The sequence below is a fragment of the Campylobacter sp. IFREMER_LSEM_CL2194 genome (assembly GCF_025771685.1).
Taxonomy (GTDB): Bacteria; Campylobacterota; Campylobacteria; order Campylobacterales; family Campylobacteraceae; genus Campylobacter_D.
Genome location: NZ_JAKMQS010000003.1, coordinates 69,686 through 88,687 on the forward strand (window position 1 = coordinate 69,686; position 19,002 = coordinate 88,687).

General features: G+C 30.6%; 20 protein-coding genes and 1 pseudogene. 16 read left to right on the forward strand and 5 right to left on the reverse strand.

Translation table 11 applies throughout. From position 1 onward, the window contains the following. Positions 1–12: 12 nt before the first annotated feature. Entirely contained in the window at positions 13–1,281 is a 1,269-nt protein-coding gene (locus L8V79_RS02115; protein ID WP_263702321.1) for an adenosylmethionine--8-amino-7-oxononanoate transaminase, read from the reverse strand. Positions 1,282–1,409: 128 nt separating this feature from the next. Between L8V79_RS02115 and L8V79_RS02120 the strand changes: the two genes are divergently transcribed. The 4 genes from L8V79_RS02120 to bioC are packed head-to-tail and all read left to right on the forward strand — an operon-like array spanning position 1,410 to position 4,568. Further along, a complete protein-coding gene (locus L8V79_RS02120; RefSeq protein ID WP_263702322.1) occupies positions 1,410–2,138 on the forward strand; it encodes a tetratricopeptide repeat protein in 729 nt (242 codons plus the stop codon). Next, entirely contained in the window at positions 2,138–3,262 is a 1,125-nt protein-coding gene (locus L8V79_RS02125; RefSeq protein WP_263702323.1) for an aminotransferase class I/II-fold pyridoxal phosphate-dependent enzyme, read from the forward strand. Before L8V79_RS02120 ends, L8V79_RS02125 begins: the two co-directional genes overlap by 1 nt. Further along, positions 3,259–3,885 (forward strand): pimeloyl-ACP methyl esterase BioG family protein, encoded by a 627-nt coding sequence (locus tag L8V79_RS02130; protein ID WP_263702324.1) that lies wholly within the window; start codon positions 3,259–3,261, stop codon positions 3,883–3,885. The genes L8V79_RS02125 and L8V79_RS02130 overlap by 4 nt, the downstream gene beginning before the upstream one ends. Beyond that, entirely contained in the window at positions 3,870–4,568 is a 699-nt protein-coding gene (bioC, locus tag L8V79_RS02135) for a malonyl-ACP O-methyltransferase BioC (protein WP_263702325.1), read from the forward strand. The genes L8V79_RS02130 and bioC overlap by 16 nt, the downstream gene beginning before the upstream one ends. Here the strand turns inward: bioC and blaOXA are convergent. The 4 genes and pseudogenes from blaOXA to surE form a co-directional block, all read right to left on the reverse strand. Further along, positions 4,542–5,308, reverse strand: a pseudogene (gene blaOXA / locus L8V79_RS02140) (OXA-493 family class D beta-lactamase). The gene bioC and the pseudogene blaOXA overlap by 27 nt on opposite strands. Next, on the reverse strand, positions 5,305–5,754 hold the full coding sequence (locus tag L8V79_RS02145; protein WP_263702326.1) for a GNAT family N-acetyltransferase: 450 nt from the start codon (positions 5,752–5,754) through the stop codon (positions 5,305–5,307). Before L8V79_RS02145 ends, blaOXA begins: the two are co-directional and overlap by 4 nt. Next, the gene (locus tag L8V79_RS02150; RefSeq protein ID WP_214099256.1) at positions 5,738–6,391 is read right to left on the reverse strand and encodes a ThiF family adenylyltransferase; all 654 of its coding nucleotides are present in this window, start codon (positions 6,389–6,391) and stop codon (positions 5,738–5,740) included. Before L8V79_RS02150 ends, L8V79_RS02145 begins: the two co-directional genes overlap by 17 nt. Next, entirely contained in the window at positions 6,384–7,157 is a 774-nt protein-coding gene (gene surE / locus L8V79_RS02155) for a 5'/3'-nucleotidase SurE (protein WP_047208632.1), read from the reverse strand. The genes L8V79_RS02150 and surE overlap by 8 nt, the downstream gene beginning before the upstream one ends. A gap of 137 nt (positions 7,158–7,294) precedes the next feature. Between surE and L8V79_RS02160 the strand changes: the two genes are divergently transcribed. The 12 genes from L8V79_RS02160 (at position 7,295) to L8V79_RS02215 (ending at position 18,994) form a co-directional block, all read left to right on the forward strand. Further along, positions 7,295–8,107: an RICIN domain-containing protein gene (locus tag L8V79_RS02160; protein ID WP_263702328.1), complete on the forward strand. Its 813-nt coding sequence runs from the start codon at positions 7,295–7,297 to the stop codon at positions 8,105–8,107. Next, entirely contained in the window at positions 8,107–8,910 is an 804-nt protein-coding gene (locus tag L8V79_RS02165) for a cytolethal distending toxin subunit B family protein (RefSeq protein WP_263702370.1), read from the forward strand. Before L8V79_RS02160 ends, L8V79_RS02165 begins: the two co-directional genes overlap by 1 nt. A 9-nt stretch (positions 8,911–8,919) precedes the next feature. Continuing rightward, positions 8,920–9,492, forward strand: a complete 573-nt coding sequence (locus tag L8V79_RS02170; protein WP_263702329.1) for a cytolethal distending toxin subunit A — start codon at positions 8,920–8,922, stop codon at positions 9,490–9,492. 78 nt (positions 9,493–9,570) lie between these two features. Continuing rightward, a complete protein-coding gene (gene lpxB, locus L8V79_RS02175) occupies positions 9,571–10,668 on the forward strand; it encodes a lipid-A-disaccharide synthase (protein ID WP_263663911.1) in 1,098 nt (365 codons plus the stop codon). Between the two features lie 9 nt (positions 10,669–10,677). Then, positions 10,678–11,163, forward strand: a complete 486-nt coding sequence (gene greA, locus L8V79_RS02180; protein ID WP_039619215.1) for a transcription elongation factor GreA — start codon at positions 10,678–10,680, stop codon at positions 11,161–11,163. Further along, positions 11,163–12,896, forward strand: a complete 1,734-nt coding sequence (locus L8V79_RS02185; protein WP_263702330.1) for a phosphoethanolamine transferase — start codon at positions 11,163–11,165, stop codon at positions 12,894–12,896. Before greA ends, L8V79_RS02185 begins: the two co-directional genes overlap by 1 nt. Next, a complete protein-coding gene (locus L8V79_RS02190) occupies positions 12,893–13,615 on the forward strand; it encodes a UDP-2,3-diacylglucosamine diphosphatase (protein WP_263702331.1) in 723 nt (240 codons plus the stop codon). The genes L8V79_RS02185 and L8V79_RS02190 overlap by 4 nt, the downstream gene beginning before the upstream one ends. Continuing rightward, positions 13,615–14,568 (forward strand): chemotaxis protein, encoded by a 954-nt coding sequence (locus tag L8V79_RS02195; protein ID WP_263663913.1) that lies wholly within the window; start codon positions 13,615–13,617, stop codon positions 14,566–14,568. The genes L8V79_RS02190 and L8V79_RS02195 overlap by 1 nt, the downstream gene beginning before the upstream one ends. Before the next feature lie 2 nt (positions 14,569–14,570). Next, positions 14,571–16,877 carry a chemotaxis protein CheW gene (locus L8V79_RS02200; RefSeq protein ID WP_263663914.1) on the forward strand — a complete coding sequence of 769 codons (2,307 nt, stop codon included), beginning with the start codon at positions 14,571–14,573 and terminating at the stop codon, positions 16,875–16,877. A 4-nt stretch (positions 16,878–16,881) separates the two neighbouring features. Further along, a complete protein-coding gene (locus L8V79_RS02205) occupies positions 16,882–17,400 on the forward strand; it encodes a chemotaxis protein CheW (protein WP_039668837.1) in 519 nt (172 codons plus the stop codon). Then, a complete protein-coding gene (gene serB, locus L8V79_RS02210; protein ID WP_263679481.1) occupies positions 17,400–18,026 on the forward strand; it encodes a phosphoserine phosphatase SerB in 627 nt (208 codons plus the stop codon). Before L8V79_RS02205 ends, serB begins: the two co-directional genes overlap by 1 nt. Next, positions 18,023–18,994, forward strand: coding sequence for a transaldolase (locus tag L8V79_RS02215; protein WP_263702332.1), 972 nt, complete (start codon positions 18,023–18,025; stop codon positions 18,992–18,994). The genes serB and L8V79_RS02215 overlap by 4 nt, the downstream gene beginning before the upstream one ends. Positions 18,995–19,002: the final 8 nt, after the last annotated feature.

Below are 19,002 nucleotides of genomic sequence, written 5' to 3' on the forward strand. Positions count from 1 at the left end.
ATTTATTTTAAATTAAAAATCTTTAAAAATTTCTTTTAAAGATTTTACCATATAAGCAATTTCATCTTCATTTATAACATATGGTGGCATGAAGTAAATTGTATTTCCAAGTGGTCTTAAAAGTAAGCCTTTTTCTAAGGCTCTTTGAAAGACTTCAAGTCCTGCTCTTTGGTATTTGCTTTTTTGTATATCAAATGCACTTACCATACCTAAATTTCTAAAATTTCCTAAAAAGTCAAATTCTTTTAAACTCTCCCATTGAGTTTTTATAAAAGCACTTTTGATTTTATTTTTTGCGATGATATTTTCTTTTTCAAAAATATCCAAAGTCGCATTAGCCGCTGCACAAGCTAGGGCATTACCCGTGTAAGAGTGAGAGTGTAAAAAGGCCTTTTGGCTCTCATAACTATCATAAAATTTCTCATAAATTTCATCTTTAGTAAGCACCACTGAAAGTGGTAAATACCCACCCGTGATAGCTTTAGAAAGACATATATAATCAATGCTTTGTGAGCAATAATCAAGCGCAAACATCTCCCCTGTGCGTCCAAAACCTGTGGCTATCTCATCAAATATCACTTGCACGCCATAATCTTTAGCAAGTTTAACTGCCTCATCTAAATACCCAAGCTCATACATGTGCATATTGCCCGCACATTGAAGTAAAGGCTCAAGTATAAAAGCACAAATTTCATGATGATGATTTTTTAAAATACTTTCTAAAATTTCAAGTTCTTTTGTAAAGTCCTTGCTTGTTGGCACAGGCGTTGTGATACTTTTTAAAAGTAAAGGCTCATAGGTTTTTTTATAAAGTGCTACATCGCCAACGCTTAATGCACCTAAGGTTTCTCCATGGTAAGAATTGCTAAGCGATAAGAATTTATCCTTTTTAGAGCCATTGTTTAAGTGGTATTGAAAGCTCATTTTTAAAGCCACTTCTATGGCTGAACTACCATTGTCTGCAAAAAAGCATTTATCAAAAGGTAAAAGCTTGCAAAGTCTTTGTGAAAGCTTTATGATAGGCTCATGTGAAAAGCCTGCAAGCAAGACATGTTCTAAATTTTGAAGTTGATCTTTGATTTTTTCATTGATGTATTCATTACAATGACCAAAGATATTTACCCACCAAGAGCTAATGCAGTCTATGTAAGATTTTTCATCAAAATCATACAAATACACCCCCTTAGCCTTTTTTATAGGTATTAAAGGTAAAAACTCATGATCGCTCATTTGCGTGCAAGGGTGCCAAATGTGTTTTAAGTCCAGTTCTTTTAAATTCATTTTTACTTCTTTGATTTTTATTGCTAATGATACTACAATTTTTACTCAAATTTATGCTTTAAAATGAAAAAGGATTATTTAGAAAATATTTATATAATTAGCTTTTATCTTAAATTTAGAGGTAAAGTATGAAAAAAGTATTGATTATCTTGGCGATTTTATTTTTAAATTTTGCATACTCGCAAGAGGATTTGGTTGAAAAAGGAATTAAAGCCTATGAAAATGGTGATTATGTAAAAGCTGAAAAATATCTTAGAAAAGCTTGTGATTTAAATAGAGGGGACGGCTGTTCTAATCTTGGTTTCATGTATGAAAATGGACAAGGTATAAAAAAAGATAATTTCAAAGCAGTAGAATTATATCAAAAAGCATGTGGTTTAAATAGTAGAGATGGTTGTTTTAATCTAGGTGTTATGTATATGGATGGAAAAGGTGTAAGAAAAGATAATTTCAAAGCAGTGGAATTGTATCAAAAAGCATGTGGTTTAGAAAAAGGCTTGGGTTGTTTTAATCTTGGTGTAATGTATGAAAAAGGTTATGGTATAAGAAAAGATAATTTTAAAGCGGTAGAATTGTATCAAAAATCATGTAATCTAAATGAAGGCTTGGGTTGTTCTAATCTTGGTTTTATGTATGCAAATGGGTATGGTGTAAAAAAAGATAATTTTAAAGCAGTTGAACTTTATGTAAAAGCTTGTAATTTAAATGATGGGGCTGGTTGTTCTAATCTTGGAGTTATGTATGCACTTGGAAAAGGCGTTAGAAAAGACACTTCTAAGGCTTTAGGATATTTTGGCAAGGCTTGTGATTTAAAAAATGATTTAGGTTGTCAAGCTTACGCAAGGCTTAAACAATAATGCAAATTGCACAAATTTTAGATGAGTTAAAACAACAAGATAATTTTAGAATTCTACGCTCATTAAAACATGAGGGAAAATATGTCGTTTATAATGGGCAGAAATTGCTAAATTTAGCGAGCAATGATTATTTAAATTTAAGCAATGAAAAAGCATTAAAGCAAGATTTTTTAACACATTTAAAAGAATTTGAATTTTCTAGTTCAAGTTCAAGAAGCTTGAGTGGAAATTATGCGATTTTTGATGAATTTGAAAGCTTTTTAGAAGCTAAATTAGGTAAAAAAATTTTGCATTTTAACAACGGCTATGCCTTAAATGTTAGCTGTTTGCAAGCTTTAGCAAGCATTAAAAATACTTTGTTTTTAGCAGATAAGCAAGTGCATGCAAGTATTATTGATGGTTTAAGGCTTGGCGGGGCTAAATTTATAAGATTTAAACACAATGATATAAAGCATTTACAAAGCTTAGTGCAAAAGCATTATAAAGAATTTGAAAATATTATCATCATAAGTGAAGCGCTATTTAGTATGGATGGAGATTTTGCGCCTATAAAAGAATTCATAAATTTAAAAAAAGAGTTTAAAAATATCAAAATTTACATTGATGAAGCTCATAGCATAGGGTGTTTTAATGATGATGGTTTGGGTTATGTGAAATTTTTGGGCTTAGAAAAGGAAGTGGATTTTTTAGTTTTTACCTTTGGTAAGGCCATAGCTTCCATGGGAGCTTGTATGATAAGTAATGAAAAAGATTTTTTTATTAACAAAGCAAGGGCCTTTATATACTCAACTGCTATTGCGCCTATCAATGTAGCTTGGACTTTGCATGTTTTTAAGCATTTGCATGAATTTAATGCTCAAAGAAAAGAGCTTTTAGAGTTAAGTGCTTGGTTTAAAAATGCTTTAGCAAGTAAAGGTGCAGTTTTAGGCGAGGCTTATGTGATATCTTTTATTTTAGGGCAAAATGCACTAGCTAGTGAAATTTCACAAAAGCTTTTAGAAAATGGTGTTTTTGCACCTGCTATTAAAGATCCAACCGTAGCTAAAAATACAGCTAGAATTCGCTTTTCTTTGCATGCTGGTTTAGTGAAAAAAGACTTAGAAAAGGTTTTGGAGGTACTTTGAAAACTCATTTTTTACATGAAAATGCAAATTCATCTGAGTTGATTTTATTTTTTTCAGGTTTTTGCTCACATTTTAGCCACTTTGCGCATTTAAAAAGTGATGTAAATGTTTTAATGGTGTATGATTATACGAGTTTTGATTGGAAATTTAATCTTCATAAATTTGAAAAAATCACTCTTGTTGGCTTTTCTATGGGAGTTTGCGTGGCGAGTAAAATTTTAAAAGATATAAAATTTGATAAAAAACTAGCCATAAATGGCACAAATTTACCTATAAATGATGAATTTGGGATTAAAAAAGCCATTTTTAAACTTACGATAAAAAGATTTGCTTTAGAGGATTTTAAAGCAAATTTGCTTGAAAAAAGAATGAGCTTAAGTGATGAATTTTACTTTGAAAAAAACGAGCATTTAAAAGCAGAACTTTTAAGTTTATATGAGTTTTGCACTAAAAACTTAAATGAAAATTTCACTTGGGATAAAGCCATAATTAGCAAAGAGGATAAAATCTTTCCACCAAAGCATGTTTTAAATTTTTTCAAAGAAAAGGCAATGTTTATCGATGAGCCACATTTTGCATTTTTTAAATACCACACTTGGGAAGAGCTTTGCAAACTTTCATAAGAGCAAAAGATACTTATAGCGCAAATACACCAGTGCAAAAAGACATGGCTAAAGAGCTTTGTAAAATGCTTAGTGAGAATGATTTGAGCGATTTTAAAGCGGTATTTGAGTTTGGCTGTGGAGTAGGGGTTTTTAGTAAGGCTTTGCAAGAGTGTATTAAATTTAAGCATTATTTTTTAAATGATATTTATCCTTTTGAAAATCCTTGCAAGTTTGATGAATTTGGCGTTTTTGATATGAATGAACTTAAAAATCATCATTTTTACACGAAAAAATTTGATCTTATAGCCTCAAATGCTTGTATGCAGTGGCTCAAGATAGATGAGCTTTTAGAAAATCTTGCAAATATGTTAAATAAAAATGGAATTTTGCTTTTTTCTACTTTTGGAGAAAAAAATTTTACTCAAATAAAACAAAGCACTAATTTATCGCTTGAGTATTTAACTTTAGAGCAAATTAGGCAAAAGCTTTCTAAAAATTTTAAGATCATAAAAACAAAAGAAGAGTTAAAAGAGTTAAAATTTGATCATACTTTGGAGCTTTTTAGGCATTTGAAATTAAGCGGAGTAAATGCTTTGAGTGAAAAATTTTTCATAAGCAAGGCATTTTTAAAAAACTATGAAAAAGAATTTCAAAATACCTTGACTTATCATCCTTTATTTTTTATGTGTCAAGTTTATTAAATTTGATAGATATTTTTTTGCTAATTCTTCTCTTAGATAAAGCTTGTTAAAATCACTTATATCCATACATAAAGCAAAAGCATAAATTTGATGAGTTTTTTTATCTTTTATAAAACCTACGATTTGTCCGTATTTTTCTTTTCCCCAGCCTGTTTTTGCAAAAAACTCATAATGGTTATTTTCCTTTAATTTAATGATATCAATCACTTCTTTTTGTATATTTTTAGGATAATCTAGTGTTAAATTTGCAAGTTTAAAAAGTAAAACAGATTGCTCTTTAGGACTAATTTGCAAAGAATCATCTATCCAAAATTCATCGATTTTACTTATTTTTTGATTACCATAATTAAGTTTATTTAAGTTTTTTGCATTTTTTCTAAGCCTATTTTTCTAGCTAGTTCTTTATAAGCAGGTAGTTGTGATCTTTGCATAGCTAGGGCTAAGTTTGCATCGTTTTTCCAAGAGGGTAAAAATACTTTTTCACCTTTGTAATGATAAAAAAATTCATTAGTATTTTTCACAACGCTTTCATTGAGTGCGATTAGGGCATTGAAAATTTTAAAAGTAGAGGCAGGTAAAATGCGCTTGTTTGCTTTTTTAAAATCATTACTATAATAATTTTTGCCATCATAAGCTATAAAAACTCCACTTTCATTGTAATCTTTAAAAAGATCTTTTAAATTTTCATTTGCCAAAGCAAAAGAGCAAAAAAGACTAAAAAGTAAAAGTAATTTTTTCAATTTATTTCCTTTTTCATTAAAAAATTTTTCAATTCTTGTTGATCTCTTATAGCAATGTTTTCTTTGATGATTTTAAATCCTGCTCTTAAAAAGAAATTTTTAGCGCTAAGGCTAGCAAAAGTATAAATTTCACTATAAGGGTAGTTTTTAAGAGCAAATTCTAATAAAGCTTTGCCATAACCTTGATGAGCATAGCTTGCATGAGTAAAGCAAAGATCGAGCGTTTTTTCTTCTAAATTTATATTTATAAAAGATATGATTTGGCCTTTTTCTTCATAAACAAAGCCTAGTTGATTTTGAAATTTTCTTTCCCAAGCTTTTTGGTTTATATTAATCCATACATGAATTTGTTCTTTTGTGTAATCATTTTTACAAAGAGTAGATACGCTTTGCTTAAAAAGCTTGATGCAAGAAGTTAAGTCTTTTATATCAAGCTTTCTTATCAAGCACTTTCCTTAAAGCCAAAGAAGCTAAAGCAAGTCCAAAAGAGGCTGTCACACCCATAAATGAGCCAAGATCTTTACAATGAGCTTCTTCATCTGAAAATACCACATCAAAATCCCCTTTAAAGCCTGATTTTCTAAGCTCATAACGGAATTTTTTAGCTAGGGCATCGCCATGTGTTTTAAATATACTTGTCGTTTTAATACGCGTCGGATCAAGCTTTCTAGCTCCACCAGTTGATGAGATAAAAATTTGCTTTTTTAAATCAACTAAATTAGCCAAAGCAACCTTAGCAGGTATATCATCAATCGCATCGATGATTAAATCAAACTCACTTAGATCAAAACTTTTTAAAAACTCATCATCGATTTTGCTAACTATACCTTTGGCATTGTAAATGCGTTCAAAAACCTTAGCTTTTTCTACGCCTATATTTTCACTATGAAGTTGGCGGTTTTGATTAGTAGTTTCAAATTTATCTGCATCGATTAAAGTTAGATTGCTAAAGCCACTTCTAAAAAGCGCATCAACACAAATTCCACCAACTCCACCAAGTCCGCAAACTAAAACTTTGGTATTTTGAAATTTAATAAAATTTTCTTCATTAACAAGCCATTTTATACGCGTGTATCTATCCATTTTTCATCCATTTTTTGAGATTTTTCATTTGATTATAAGCTGTTAGATCAAGCATTATAGGTGTTATTGTGGCATAGCCTTGTTTTAAAAGTGCTATGTCTGAGTCTTTTTCATTTTCATGATCAAGATTAGCAGCAGCTAGCCAGTAGTATTCTACACCTCTTGGATTTGTATTTGAGTGTGCTTCATAACTATAAATTCTTTTACCTGCTTTGCAAATTTTTAAGCCTTGAAAGGCTGTTTTACTAGAAGGAAAGTTGATATTTAAAAATTCTTTTTTATCTAAAGGAAAGCCCTTTTCAAAGATATTTTTGACTATTTTTTTAGTAAGCTTTAAAGCAAGTTTATAATCAAGCTCTTTTTGGCTATCTTTGTAAAATTGTGATAAAGCAATTGCAGGAATTCCATGAAGCACTGCTTCCATAGCACCTGCGCAAGTTCCTGAGTAGGTTATATCCTCGCCTACATTAGCACCTTTGTTAATCCCACTTATGACAAGATCAGGTAAACGCTTTTTGTATAAAGCATGCAAAGCAAGATAAACACAATCTGCAGGTGTGCCATCATCAAGTTTATAAAATCTTTTTCCAACCTTGTGAAATCTCAAAGGTTTGGTTAGTGTTATGGAGTGCGAGCATGCTGATTTTTCACTAGCAGGAGCTACTATGGTGATTTTAGCTTTAAAATGCTTTCTTAGCATTTTAATAAGCTTTTTTAAGCCTTCACTTTCATAGCCATCATCGTTTGTTATTAAAATTTCTTTCATATTTTTCCTTTTTTTAAATTTTAACATAAGTGATAAAATATTTTTTAAAATAAAGAAAAATTATTAATGGTGTTTTGTATTACAATTTATTTATAATTATGATAATATATTTAAATTTAAATATTCAAGGAGGAAAAATGCAAAAAATTAAATTCATAATGATATTTAGTGTATTTGTAGCTTTTTTTATCGGATGTTCTTCTAAAGAGCAATTTAATCCTTTGGCACGTTCTTTAGGCGGTGTAAATGATATTGATCCTTTAAAAATAGGTAAAAATCCAACACCACCTGCTAAGCAAAAAACACCAGCTTTAGTAGATGGGAAACATTTTCCTGCTATATCGCTTGTGCCACCAGTAATTACTACAAATACTTTTAAAGGAGATAATCCCATAAAAGGACCATTGCCAAGGTTAACTTCGGATAATAAATTTACTTCAAACGCTTTGTATGAAAATTCAGGTATTGCAAGTGACTTTGTAACTATTATGAGTCCAAATGGAGCTGCATTAACGGTTTGGGCTTTAAATCCGGGTAATTGGATATGGGGCTATAATTTATTTGATAGCAAATCTTTTGGTGATGCAAGAGTATGGCAGCTTATTGAATTTCCAAATAATACTGTAATGATCAAAAATGCAAAAACTTTTACTTGTTTAACTGCTTATGGTAATGGTATAGTGCATTATCCTTGCGATCAAACAAATTTTGCACAATTTTGGAGATTTTTTCCTATGAGTAATGGTGCTTATCAAATTCAAAATTATGCTACACAACAATGCATACAAACAACGGTTGCAAATGTAATGGAGGAATTTAACTTTGATTATTACAGTATATATTTAACCTCTTGTTTGAAATCAAAAGAAAAAAATCTAGATAGACAATGGAGCATTGGTGCACCTGCTTTTCAAACAATATCACCTTATGCTTATACAGGAGAGCAATGATGAGAAAAATTGTATTTTTAATTTTTAGTTTTAATTTATTGTTTGCTGCTTTAGAAAATTATAATAGCGGCACTTGGAATTTACAAGGCTCATCAGCTTCTACTGAAAGCAAATGGAATATTAGCATAAGACAACTTGTAACCGGTGCTAATCCTATGGATATTTTAGCTGTTCAAGAAGCAGGAGTTTTACCAAGTACTGCGATGATGACACCAAGGCAAGTTCAACCTGTGGGAGTTGGAATTCCTATACATGAATATGAGTGGAATTTGGGCTCATCAAGTCGTCCAAATTCTGTTTATATATATTATTCAAGAGTAGATGTTGGAGCAAATCGTGTGAATATGGCTATTGTAAGTAGAATGAGGGCAGATGAAGTTTATGTTTTACCACCTCCAACCGTTGCTTCAAGACCTATTATAGGCATTCGTATAGGAAATGATGCGTTTTTTAGTGTGCATGCTTTATCAAGAGGAGGTAATGATGCAGGAGCTATTGTAAGTGCTGTAGATATGCATTTTAGAAATATGCCACATATTAATTGGATGATTATGGGGGACTTTAATAGAGGGCCTGACACCCTTGTGGGTTTGCTTGATCCTGATTTAAGATCGCGTATTAATATAGTTTCACCACCTTCTTTTACACAAACTGCTGGAAATACGATTGATTATGCGATTACAGGAAATTCAAATACAGGAACTTTATATAATCCGCCTGCAATTCTTGCAGTATTAGCTGTAGCAGGTCTTAGAACCTTTTTAGCTTCAGATCATTTTCCTGTAAATTTTAGAAGACCTTAGGAGAAGAAGATGGGAAAAATTTGTATTTTATTTTTTGCTATTTTGGGGTTTTTAAGAGCTGAGGTTTTGTTTGATGATTTGGAAGACTTTACTCCTATGCTTGCTATAAGATCTTTAGAAACAGGAATTTCACTAAGTCCTTTTAGATATAGCTCTGAAAAATTAGAAGAACAAAATTGGTTTTTAAAAGAAATAATACTTAGCGATGAGTTAAAAGAAAAGGACAGGTATGCTGTGCAACGCCCTTTTGGTTATGTGCAGTTTATAAATCCTAGAGGTGCTGATGTGTGTTTGGCTGTTTTAGATGAAAAAACTTTTGGAACAAAATCTTGTAAGCAAGATTTACAAGATGGACAAATGCAAACGGTTTTTTCTATCATGCCTACTACAAGTTCTGCTGTGCAAATTAGATCTTTAACGCATGGTGGGGTAAAATGTATGAGTACTTTTTATGAAGCACGCGTGCCTATAGAAAATCGCTTTGGTTTAGATGATTGTACCGTAAATCCTTCTGTACCTATAGAATTAAAAGAATTATTTTTCTTTGCCCCTGCTATCGTTGAAGCAACTCCGCTTTATTAAACTAAACCCGCTTTGCGGGTTTAAACTCTAAGTTAAAATTTGTTAAAATGTCTTTTAAAATTGATATAAGGTAGGTTAATGAAAACCTTTTTAGTTTGTGCCTTAGAGCCTTCAGCAAATTTGCATTTAAAAGAAGTTTTAAAAGTTTATAAAAATGAGTATAAAGAATTTGATTTAGTAGGAATTTATGATGAGAGTTTATGTAAAGAATTTAGTCTAAATTCCAAGCCACTTTATAGCTCACATGAGTTTAGCGCTATGGGTTTTATAGAGGTTTTGCCACTCATTTTAAAAGCCAAAAAAGCTATAAAAGAACTAGTAAATTTAAGTCTTACTCAAAAGATTGATACGATTTTATGTATAGATTCTCCCGCTTTTAACATACCTTTTGCAAAAGCTTTAAAAAAAGTAAATTCTAAAGTAAAAAGAATTTATTACATTTTACCTCAAGTTTGGGCGTGGAAAAAAGGTCGCATACCCATCATAGAAAGTCATTTTGATGTGCTAGCTTCTATCTTGCCTTTTGATAGTGAGTTTTTTAGCAAAAGCACTTATGTAGGACATCCACTTTTAGATGAGATAAAAGAATTTAAAAATCAAGAAGATATAAATTTTATACTTTCAAAAAATGATGATGAGAAAGCAATCGCTTTCTTGCCAGGCTCAAGAAAAAGTGAAATAAAGCGTTTAATGCCTATTTTTAGAGAATTAAGCATTAAATTTAAAGGTAAAAAAATCCTTTGTGTGCCCGAGTTTAATCTAAAAAGATTAGATCTTTATGGGGATATAGATGGTTTTGAAATTCAAAGCAATACCCCAAAAGTGCTAAAAAATGCTGATTTTGCTTTTATTTGTAGTGGCACAGCTACACTTGAAGCAGCTTTGGTCGGCACGCCTTTTGTACTTGCTTATAAGGCTAAAGCTATTGATGTATTTATCGCAAGATGTTTTGTAAAACTCAAACACATAGGCCTTGCAAATATCTTTTTGGACTTTGCAGGAAAAAGCGAGCTTAATCCTGAATTTTTACAAGAGCAAGTGAATGTGGAAAATTTGTATCAAGCTTATCTTAAATACGATTATAAGGCATTTTTTGATAAAGTAGATTTTTTAAAAGAATATTTGCAATTTGCAAGTGCAAAAAATTTAGCTAAAATACTTTATGAAATCAAATAAGGATAAATCATGCAAAAAGAACCTATGAGTAAATACGGCTATGAGAAATTAGAAAAAGAATTAGAACATTTAAAGAAAGTTGAACGCCCAAAAGTAGTAGAAGAAATAGACATAGCAAGAAGTCATGGAGATTTAAAAGAAAATGCAGAATATCACGCAGCTAGAGAAAAACAAGCTTTTATAGAAGGTAAAATAGCTGAACTTGGGGATTTGATCTCAAGAGCGCAAATCATCGATCCATCTTCTTACGAGCATGATAGTGTGAAATTTGGCTCAACTGTTGTTGTAGAGGATTTAGAAAGTGAAAAACAAAGCACTTATACTTTGGTAGGGGTAAATGAGGGAAATTTAGAAAAAGGCTATATTTCCATTAGTTCGCCTATTGCTAAAGCAATGCTTGGTAAAAAAGAAGGCGATGATTTTAAAGTGCGTTTGCCAAAAGGGGAAAGTGAATTTGAAATCATTTCTATAGAATACAAAGCTTTGGAATTTTAATGCAAAAAGAAAGATACTTTGATTTTATTATTAAATATTTTCCATATATATCTTTGATTTTTATTTTAGATGTAAGTATTTCATTATGGTGGAGTTATTTAACCTTTGAAAGGGAAATTTACGAATGGATATTATTTAAGGCTATAAAAAATGTATTTATAGTGTTTATACTAGAAATTTTTATCATTCATATATTTTTTCTTTTTTTTAAAGAAAGAGCTAGGTATATTGTATATTTTTTAACAGTTTATGCTGTCATTGCTTTTATATTGCAAACTTATTTACTGGTAAATTATTCTGCCAAATTTAACCCTATGTTTATAGATTTTTTCTTACAAACAAATTTAGGCGAAATTTACGAATTTTTTGAATTTTATATTGATATCAAATTGATCAGTATTTTTATATTGTTTTTGCTTTTTATTTTTTTATGGATTTATTTTTTTAGTAAAATACAAAAATATTTGTATTTACCAAATAAAAAAATACTAATATCTTTTTGCGCTATTTATATTTTTGTTATTGTAGGATTATTATTAGACTGTGCTAATCGTTATTTTGTTAAAAAACAGGGAATAAATTCTATAGATAAAATTAATTTTACCTTTTTGTTAGATTTGCCTTTGCAAATTAGAGGTTATTATGGTGATACTGGATTGTGGGCAAATTATGTTTTTTATTTAAATAATTATCAAAATGTTGCTAACTCTTATAAAGAGAAGATAAATATTGAAAAAAGAATCCCTTATGTGGTTTTTATTGTAGGTGAAAGTACTCAAAGAAATTATATGAGTTTATATGGCTATGATTTAAAAACTACACCAAATTTAGATATTTTAGAAAAAAATGGAAACTTGATTAAATTTAGCGACACGATATCGCCTTTTGCAAGCACTCAAGCTTCATTAAGAAGGATTATGAATTTCTCAAATATAGAAAATGAGGAAAATTGGTATGATAGACTAAATATTATTGATTTATTTGAGTTGGCAGGATACAACACTGTTTTTATATCAAACCATGAACCGATGAGTGGTCATACGAGTATTACTACTGCTGTAGCAAATCGTGCCAAAGAAACTATTTTTTTAAATAAATTTACAACAGATGATAAAATTTTTACCAAAGCATTTGACACTGAAATGTTACCACTTATTAAAGATAGAATTAATGAAAAGAATTTTTTTGTCTTACAATTGATGGGAACTCACTTTAGATATGACAGAAGATATGAGAAACAGTTTGCTAAATTTACAAGTAAAGATATAAAAAGAAATTTAGATGAGAAATTTAAAGTAAATATTGCTAACTATGCAAATGCGGTGCTCTATAATGATTATTTTGTCAATGAAGTGTTTAGTTTTTTCAAAGATAAAGAGGCGATTATTGTTTATATTAGTGATCATGGAGAAAGTGTCTATGAATATAGAGATAGAGCGGAACATTTTGTAACTTCAAGATTCACTGCTGAAATTCCGTTCTTTTTTATAGTTAGTGATAAATTCAAACAAAACAATCCTGAATTAGTAGATAAGATAATAAAAGCTAAAAATAGACCATTTATGATAGATGATTTGATTCATACGATGACAACCATTGGTGGCATTAAAGTCGAGGATTATGATTCCGCTAGAGATGTGTTAAGTGATGAATTTAATTCTAATAGAATTAGAATTTTTAATGGCGAAGTGGATTATGATAAAGTGTTAAAATACGAGAAAGCAAGATATTGATTTGTATAAAAGAAAATGCTATTTTCATCGCCGATGCACATGAAAATGAAAATAGGCGTGGTTTTTGGGATTTTTTGCAAGCCTTAAAAGATAAAAAAATTCAAACTCCACAGCTTTTTTTAATGGGTGATATTTTTGATCTTTTGATTTATGAGGTAAAAGCCACGCATGATTTTGCAAAAGCTTATATAGATTTACTTGAAGAGCTTGCTGATGAGATTGAAATCATTTATTTAGAAGGTAATCACGATTTTAATTTGACTAAATTTTTTAAAAAAGTGAAGGTTTTTAGCATAAAACAACAGCCTTTGCTTTGCGAATTTAAAGATAAAACCTTGGTAAAATTAGCCCATGGAGATATTTTTTTAAAACCTTTTTTGCAATTTTGCTTAAAAAGTTTGAGAAATCATTATTTACTACTTTTTTTAAATTTTTTAAATGTTACTAGTAAAGAAAAAATTACTCAAAAAATTTTAAAAAATCAAAATAAAAAACAACTTATTAGAAAAATTCCTCAATTTGCTACTTTAGTAAAAGAGCGTATAAAACACTACAATGTAAAATTTATAATAGAAGGACATTATCATCAAGATGTATTTTTAGAATTTGAGGATACAAAATATTTAAATTTACCTACTTTTGCATATAAGGAAAGTTTTTTTGTAGTAAAATATGAACCAGAAATCAGATTTCACAAAATAGAACTTAAGGAGGCATAATGTTTGATGAGAATGTCGTTAAAACAGGTTCAAATGAAATGGAGCTTGTTGATTTTCGCATCTTTAAGCAAGGCCAAGATAAAGTCTATGAGGGAATTTATGGTGTAAATGTTTCTAAGGTTAGAGAAATCATAAAAATTCCTTTTTTGACTGAAATTCCAGGGGTGCCTGAGTATGTTGAAGGTATTTTTGATCTTCGTGGTGTGGTGATTCCTGTGATTAATCTAGCTAAATGGATGCAAATTCAAGAGCCAGAAATGACAAATATAAAACCTAGAGTTATTATTACTGAATTTAGTAATGTATTAATCGGTTTTATCGTACATGAGGCAAAAAGAATTCGTAGAATTAATTGGAAAAATATCGAGCCAGCTAATTTTGCTACAAGTGCAGGTAGCTTGGATAAAAGTAAAATAACAGGTGTAACTAGAATCGAGGGTGATGAGGTTTTACTTATCCTAGATTTAGAAAGTATAGTGCAAGAGCTTGGAATTTATACTCCACAAACTGATATTGAAGATGATAAGATTCAAAAAATTGAAGGTATAGCTTTAGCACTTGATGATAGTTCTACTGCAAGAAAACTTGTTAAAGATTTACTTAATAAAATCGGCTTAAAAGTTGTAGAAGCAAAAGATGGGGTTGAAGGTTTACAAAAACTTCAAGAGCTATATGGGGCATATGGTGATGATTTAAATAAACATCTAAAAATCATTGTAAGTGATGTTGAAATGCCTCAAATGGATGGTTTCCACTTTGCAGCTAAAGTAAGAGAAGATGAGAGATTTAAAAATATTCCTATCGTGTTTAACTCTTCTTTATCAAATGAGTTTATGAGTGATAAAGGTGTTAAAGAAGCAGGTGGTGAGGGGTATTTGGTTAAATTTAACGCAAGTGATTTCTTTGCTGAAATTTCTCGTGTTATTAAAAAACATGAAAAAGGTGAGGAGTAAAAATGGAAGATATTCAAGAAATACTTGAGGATTTTTTAGTTGAAGCCTTTGAACTAGTTGAGCAAATTGACCATGATTTGGTTGAATTAGAAGCAAATCCTGAAGACTTAGAACTATTAAATAGAATTTTCCGTGTTGCACATACTGTTAAAGGTTCATCAAGCTTTTTAAATTTTGATGTTTTAACAAAACTTACTCATCACATGGAAGATGTTTTAAATAAAGCAAGACACAATGAGCTTAAAATTACTCCTGAAGTAATGGATGTGGTTTTAGAGTCTATTGATATGATGAAAACTTTATTAAATTCTATTAGAGATAATGGAAATGATACAGCGATAGGACTTGATATAGCTCCAATTTGTACAAGATTAACCGCTATTTCAGAGGGTGAAAGTTTAGAGTCTGTTGCACCGGCTAAAACTGAAGAGCCAAAAGAAGAAGTAAAAGAAGAGCCAAAGGCTGAAGAACCTGAAGTTGATGTAAATAAACTCAGTGATGATGAGGTTGAGGCTGAAATTGAAAGACTTTTAAAAGTAAGAAAAGCTGAAGACCAAGCAAGACGTGCTGAAAAGAAAAAAACACAAGAAGCTAATCCAGCTCCAAGTAAACCAGCTGCTCAAGCACAAAATGCAACTGCTGAGAAAAAAGTTCCTGCAGCAGGTGGTGGAAGCAGTGGTGCAAATATGGATCAAACCATTAGGGTTGAAGTAAAAAGACTTGATCATTTGATGAATTTAATTGGAGAACTTGTTCTTGGTAAAAACCGCTTATTAAAAATTTATGATGATGTTGAAGAAAGATATGATGGGGAAAAATTCTTAGAAGAATTAAACCAAGTAGTATCGCAACTTAGCATTGTTACTACAGATATTCAATTAGCAGTTATGAAAACAAGAATGCAGCCTATTGCAAAAGTTTTCAACAAATTCCCAAGAGTTGTACGTGATTTGGGCCGTGAACTTGGTAAGCAAATGGAGCTTGAAATTTCAGGGGAAGAAACTGAACTTGATAAGTCTATTGTGGAAGAAATTGGCGATCCTATTATGCATATGATTAGAAACTCGTGTGATCATGGTATAGAAGATCCAGCAACACGTGTGGCTAATGGTAAACCAGAAAAAGGAACCGTTAATCTTAAAGCATACAATGAAGGAAACCACATTGTAGTGGAAATTGCTGATGATGGTAAAGGGCTTGATGCGGATGCTTTAAAATCAAAAGCTATAGAGAAAAACTTAATCACAGAGCGCGAAGCTGATCAAATGAGCGATAAAGAAGCGTTTGCATTGATTTTCAAACCAGGTTTTTCAACTGCTGCTAAAATTACTAATGTTTCAGGTCGTGGCGTTGGAATGGACGTTGTTAAAACTAATATTGAAAAACTAAATGGTGTGATTGAAATCGACAGTGAACTTGGAAAAGGCACTGTGATGAAGCTTAAAATCCCACTTACTTTAGCAATTATTCAATCATTGCTTGTAGGTACACAAGAAGAGTTTTATGCTATTCCTCTTGCAAGTGTTCTTGAGACAGTTAGAGTGCCAATTGATGATATTTATACCATTGAAGGTAAAAACGTACTTCGCTTAAGAGATGAGGTTTTATCTTTAGTAAGACTTTCAGATGTATTTGGTGTAAAACAAGTGCTTGAAAATACTGATCAAACTTATGTAGTTGTTATAGGTGTAGCAGAAAGCAAGCTTGGTATTATAGTAGATACTTTAGTAGGTCAAGAAGAAATCGTTATTAAGTCTATGGGTGAATATTTACAAAACATCCAAGGTATAGCAGGAGCGACGATTCGTGGTGATGGTAGAGTTACTTTGATTATTGATGTTGCTGCTATGATGGATATAGCTAAAGAGATCAAAGTAGATATTAAAGCACAAATTGAAGCGCAAGCTAAAAAAGTTGTGAAGGAAAAACCAAGCGATTATACAGTACTTATAGTGGATGATTCTAAGATGGATAGAAATATCATGCAAAAATCACTAGAACCACTAGGTGTAAGTATTATAGAAGCAACTAACGGCGTTGAGGCATTAAATACAATTAAATCAGGTGAGCATGATATTGATGCAGTGTTGATTGATATTGAAATGCCAAGAATGGATGGTTATACCCTAGCAGGTGAAATTAGAAAATATTCTAAATACAAAAACCTTCCACTTGTTGCGGTAACTTCAAGAACTAGTAAATCAGACCGTCTAAGAGGTGTGGAAGTAGGAATGACTGAGTATATTACTAAGCCTTACTCTCCAGAGTACTTAGAAAATGTAGTTAGAAAAAATTTAAAACTAGGATAAGAAGATGAATGATAAATTAAGCCAGGTTTTGCAAAAACAACAAGCGCAAATTGCAGAACCAGATGTGGATAAAGAAGAGGATATTATTCAGCTTGTTGGTTTTGTGGTAGGAGATGAGGAATATGCTATTCCTATTCTTAATATTCAAGAAATTATTAAACCTATAGAATATACTAGGGTTCCAAGTGTACCTGATTATGTTTTAGGTGTGTTTAATATGAGGGGTAATGTTATGCCTTTGATAGATCTTGCAAAAAGATTTAATCAAGGTAGTTCTAAAATGACACCTCAAACTAGATATATTGTTTTAAAAGGCGTAGCAAATGGAAATCAAACTCCTGCAGGTAATGCGGGTTTTGTGATAGATAGATTAACAGAGGCTATCAAAATTCACAGAAGCAGAATTGATCCGCCACCTGAAACTTTACTAAAAGAAAAAGGTATGATTTTTGGTATAGGTAAAAGAGAGGAAAATATTTTAACTATATTAAAAGCCGAAGCTTTATTAAAGCGTGAGTTTTAATGATAAAGCTTTGCGCCTTTGACTTTGACTCTACGCTAATGGATGGGGAAACCATCGACATTTTAGCACAAGAATATAATGTCGGTGATGCTGTTAAAAGTATCACCGATAAAGCAATGAATGGTGAGCTTGATTTTTTTGAAAGCTTAAGTGCTAGAGTAGCCTTGCTTGAAGGAATGCCAGTTGATCAAGTAAGAAAGTGCTGTGAAAATTTACCTTTGATGAATGGTGCTAAAGAATTATGCGAGTATTTAAAAAATAAAAATATAAAAATTATTGTTTTTAGCGGTGGATTTCATGAGGGAATTGACTTAATACAAAATAAACTTCATTTTGATTTTGGTTTTGCTAACTTTTTGCATAGTAAAAACGGTGTTTTAACAGGAAAAGTTGGTGGAGAAATTATGTTTAACAACTCAAAAGGTATTATACTACAAAGACTTAAGAAATTTTTAAATTTAAAAACAGAAGAGATTATGTGTGTGGGCGATGGAGCTAATGATATTTCTATGTTTAAAGAATGTGGATTAAAAATAGCTTTTTGCGCCAAAGAAATTTTAAGATCTCATGCAGATATTTGTATAGATAAAAAAGATTTAAAAGAAATAATAAAGGTAATACAATGAAAAAATTTTCACTATGGTGTGATTTTATAGAAAATGAATTTTTGGATCATGAATTTTTGGATTTAATATACTCAAGAACAATCAATGGTGCTACTTCAAATCCTGCTATTTTTAAAAATGCGATTTTAAACTCAGCTGTTTATAAAGAAAAAATCAAAAAATCAAATCTCAAAGATAAAAAAGCCTTATATGAGTATCTTGCGGTAGAAGATATTGCTAAGGCTGCAGATAAATTAGCTATTAATTATTATGAAAATAATGATGGTTTTATTAGTATTGAAATTGACCCAAGATTAAAAGATAATACTAGCTTATCTTTGGCTGAGGCAAAAAGATTATACACGCAAATTGCAAAAGAAAATGTGATGATGAAAATTCCTGCAACAGAAGCTTCTTATGAAGTAATGCAAGAATTAATGAAAAATGGTATTAGTGTAAATGCTACTTTGATTTTTGATTTTGAGCAAACTAAAAAATGCTTTGAAGCTTTAAATTTAGGTTTAAAGGAATTTAGAAAAAATAATATTGCAGCCAAAAAAGAACCTCAAGCCGTTATTAGCATTTTTGTAAGTCGTTTTGATAGATTATTAAATAATCAAGTTTTGGATAAAAATTATATAGGAATTCTCACTGCAACTAAGGCTTATAATTATATCATTAAACAAAATGAAGCAAATATTAGAGCTTTATTTGCAAGTACGGGTGTTAAAGGTGATGATTTAGAAAAAGATTATTATATTAAAGAATTACTCTATGATAAAGCTATTAATACTGCACCGCTAGATGCTATTAAGGCTTTTAAAGGTAAGCAAATCGTATTTAAAGAGCCTTTGAAAGATGAATGTATAGAGAAAAAATTGAATGCAAATATTTCAAAAGATGCTTTAAGTAAAGCTTGTAAGGATTTGCTTGATGATGGTTTAGAACAATTTTGTATAGCTTATGAAGATATTTTAAAATCTTTATAAACTTATTT

Coding starts and splice junctions, on each gene's coding strand:
- L8V79_RS02115 (WP_263702321.1), bottom strand. CDS start 1,281: ATGAATTTAAAAGAACTGGACTTAAAACACATTTGGCACCCTTGCACG.
- L8V79_RS02120 (WP_263702322.1), top strand. CDS start 1,410: ATGAAAAAAGTATTGATTATCTTGGCGATTTTATTTTTAAATTTTGCA.
- L8V79_RS02125 (WP_263702323.1), top strand. CDS start 2,138: ATGCAAATTGCACAAATTTTAGATGAGTTAAAACAACAAGATAATTTT.
- L8V79_RS02150 (WP_214099256.1), bottom strand. CDS start 6,391: ATGGATAGATACACGCGTATAAAATGGCTTGTTAATGAAGAAAATTTT.
- surE (WP_047208632.1), bottom strand. CDS start 7,157: ATGAAAGAAATTTTAATAACAAACGATGATGGCTATGAAAGTGAAGGC.
- L8V79_RS02160 (WP_263702328.1), top strand. CDS start 7,295: ATGCAAAAAATTAAATTCATAATGATATTTAGTGTATTTGTAGCTTTT.
- L8V79_RS02165 (WP_263702370.1), top strand. CDS start 8,107: ATGAGAAAAATTGTATTTTTAATTTTTAGTTTTAATTTATTGTTTGCT.
- L8V79_RS02170 (WP_263702329.1), top strand. CDS start 8,920: ATGGGAAAAATTTGTATTTTATTTTTTGCTATTTTGGGGTTTTTAAGA.
- lpxB (WP_263663911.1), top strand. CDS start 9,571: ATGAAAACCTTTTTAGTTTGTGCCTTAGAGCCTTCAGCAAATTTGCAT.
- greA (WP_039619215.1), top strand. CDS start 10,678: ATGCAAAAAGAACCTATGAGTAAATACGGCTATGAGAAATTAGAAAAA.
- L8V79_RS02185 (WP_263702330.1), top strand. CDS start 11,163: ATGCAAAAAGAAAGATACTTTGATTTTATTATTAAATATTTTCCATAT.
- L8V79_RS02195 (WP_263663913.1), top strand. CDS start 13,615: ATGTTTGATGAGAATGTCGTTAAAACAGGTTCAAATGAAATGGAGCTT.
- L8V79_RS02200 (WP_263663914.1), top strand. CDS start 14,571: ATGGAAGATATTCAAGAAATACTTGAGGATTTTTTAGTTGAAGCCTTT.
- L8V79_RS02205 (WP_039668837.1), top strand. CDS start 16,882: ATGAATGATAAATTAAGCCAGGTTTTGCAAAAACAACAAGCGCAAATT.
- serB (WP_263679481.1), top strand. CDS start 17,400: ATGATAAAGCTTTGCGCCTTTGACTTTGACTCTACGCTAATGGATGGG.
- L8V79_RS02215 (WP_263702332.1), top strand. CDS start 18,023: ATGAAAAAATTTTCACTATGGTGTGATTTTATAGAAAATGAATTTTTG.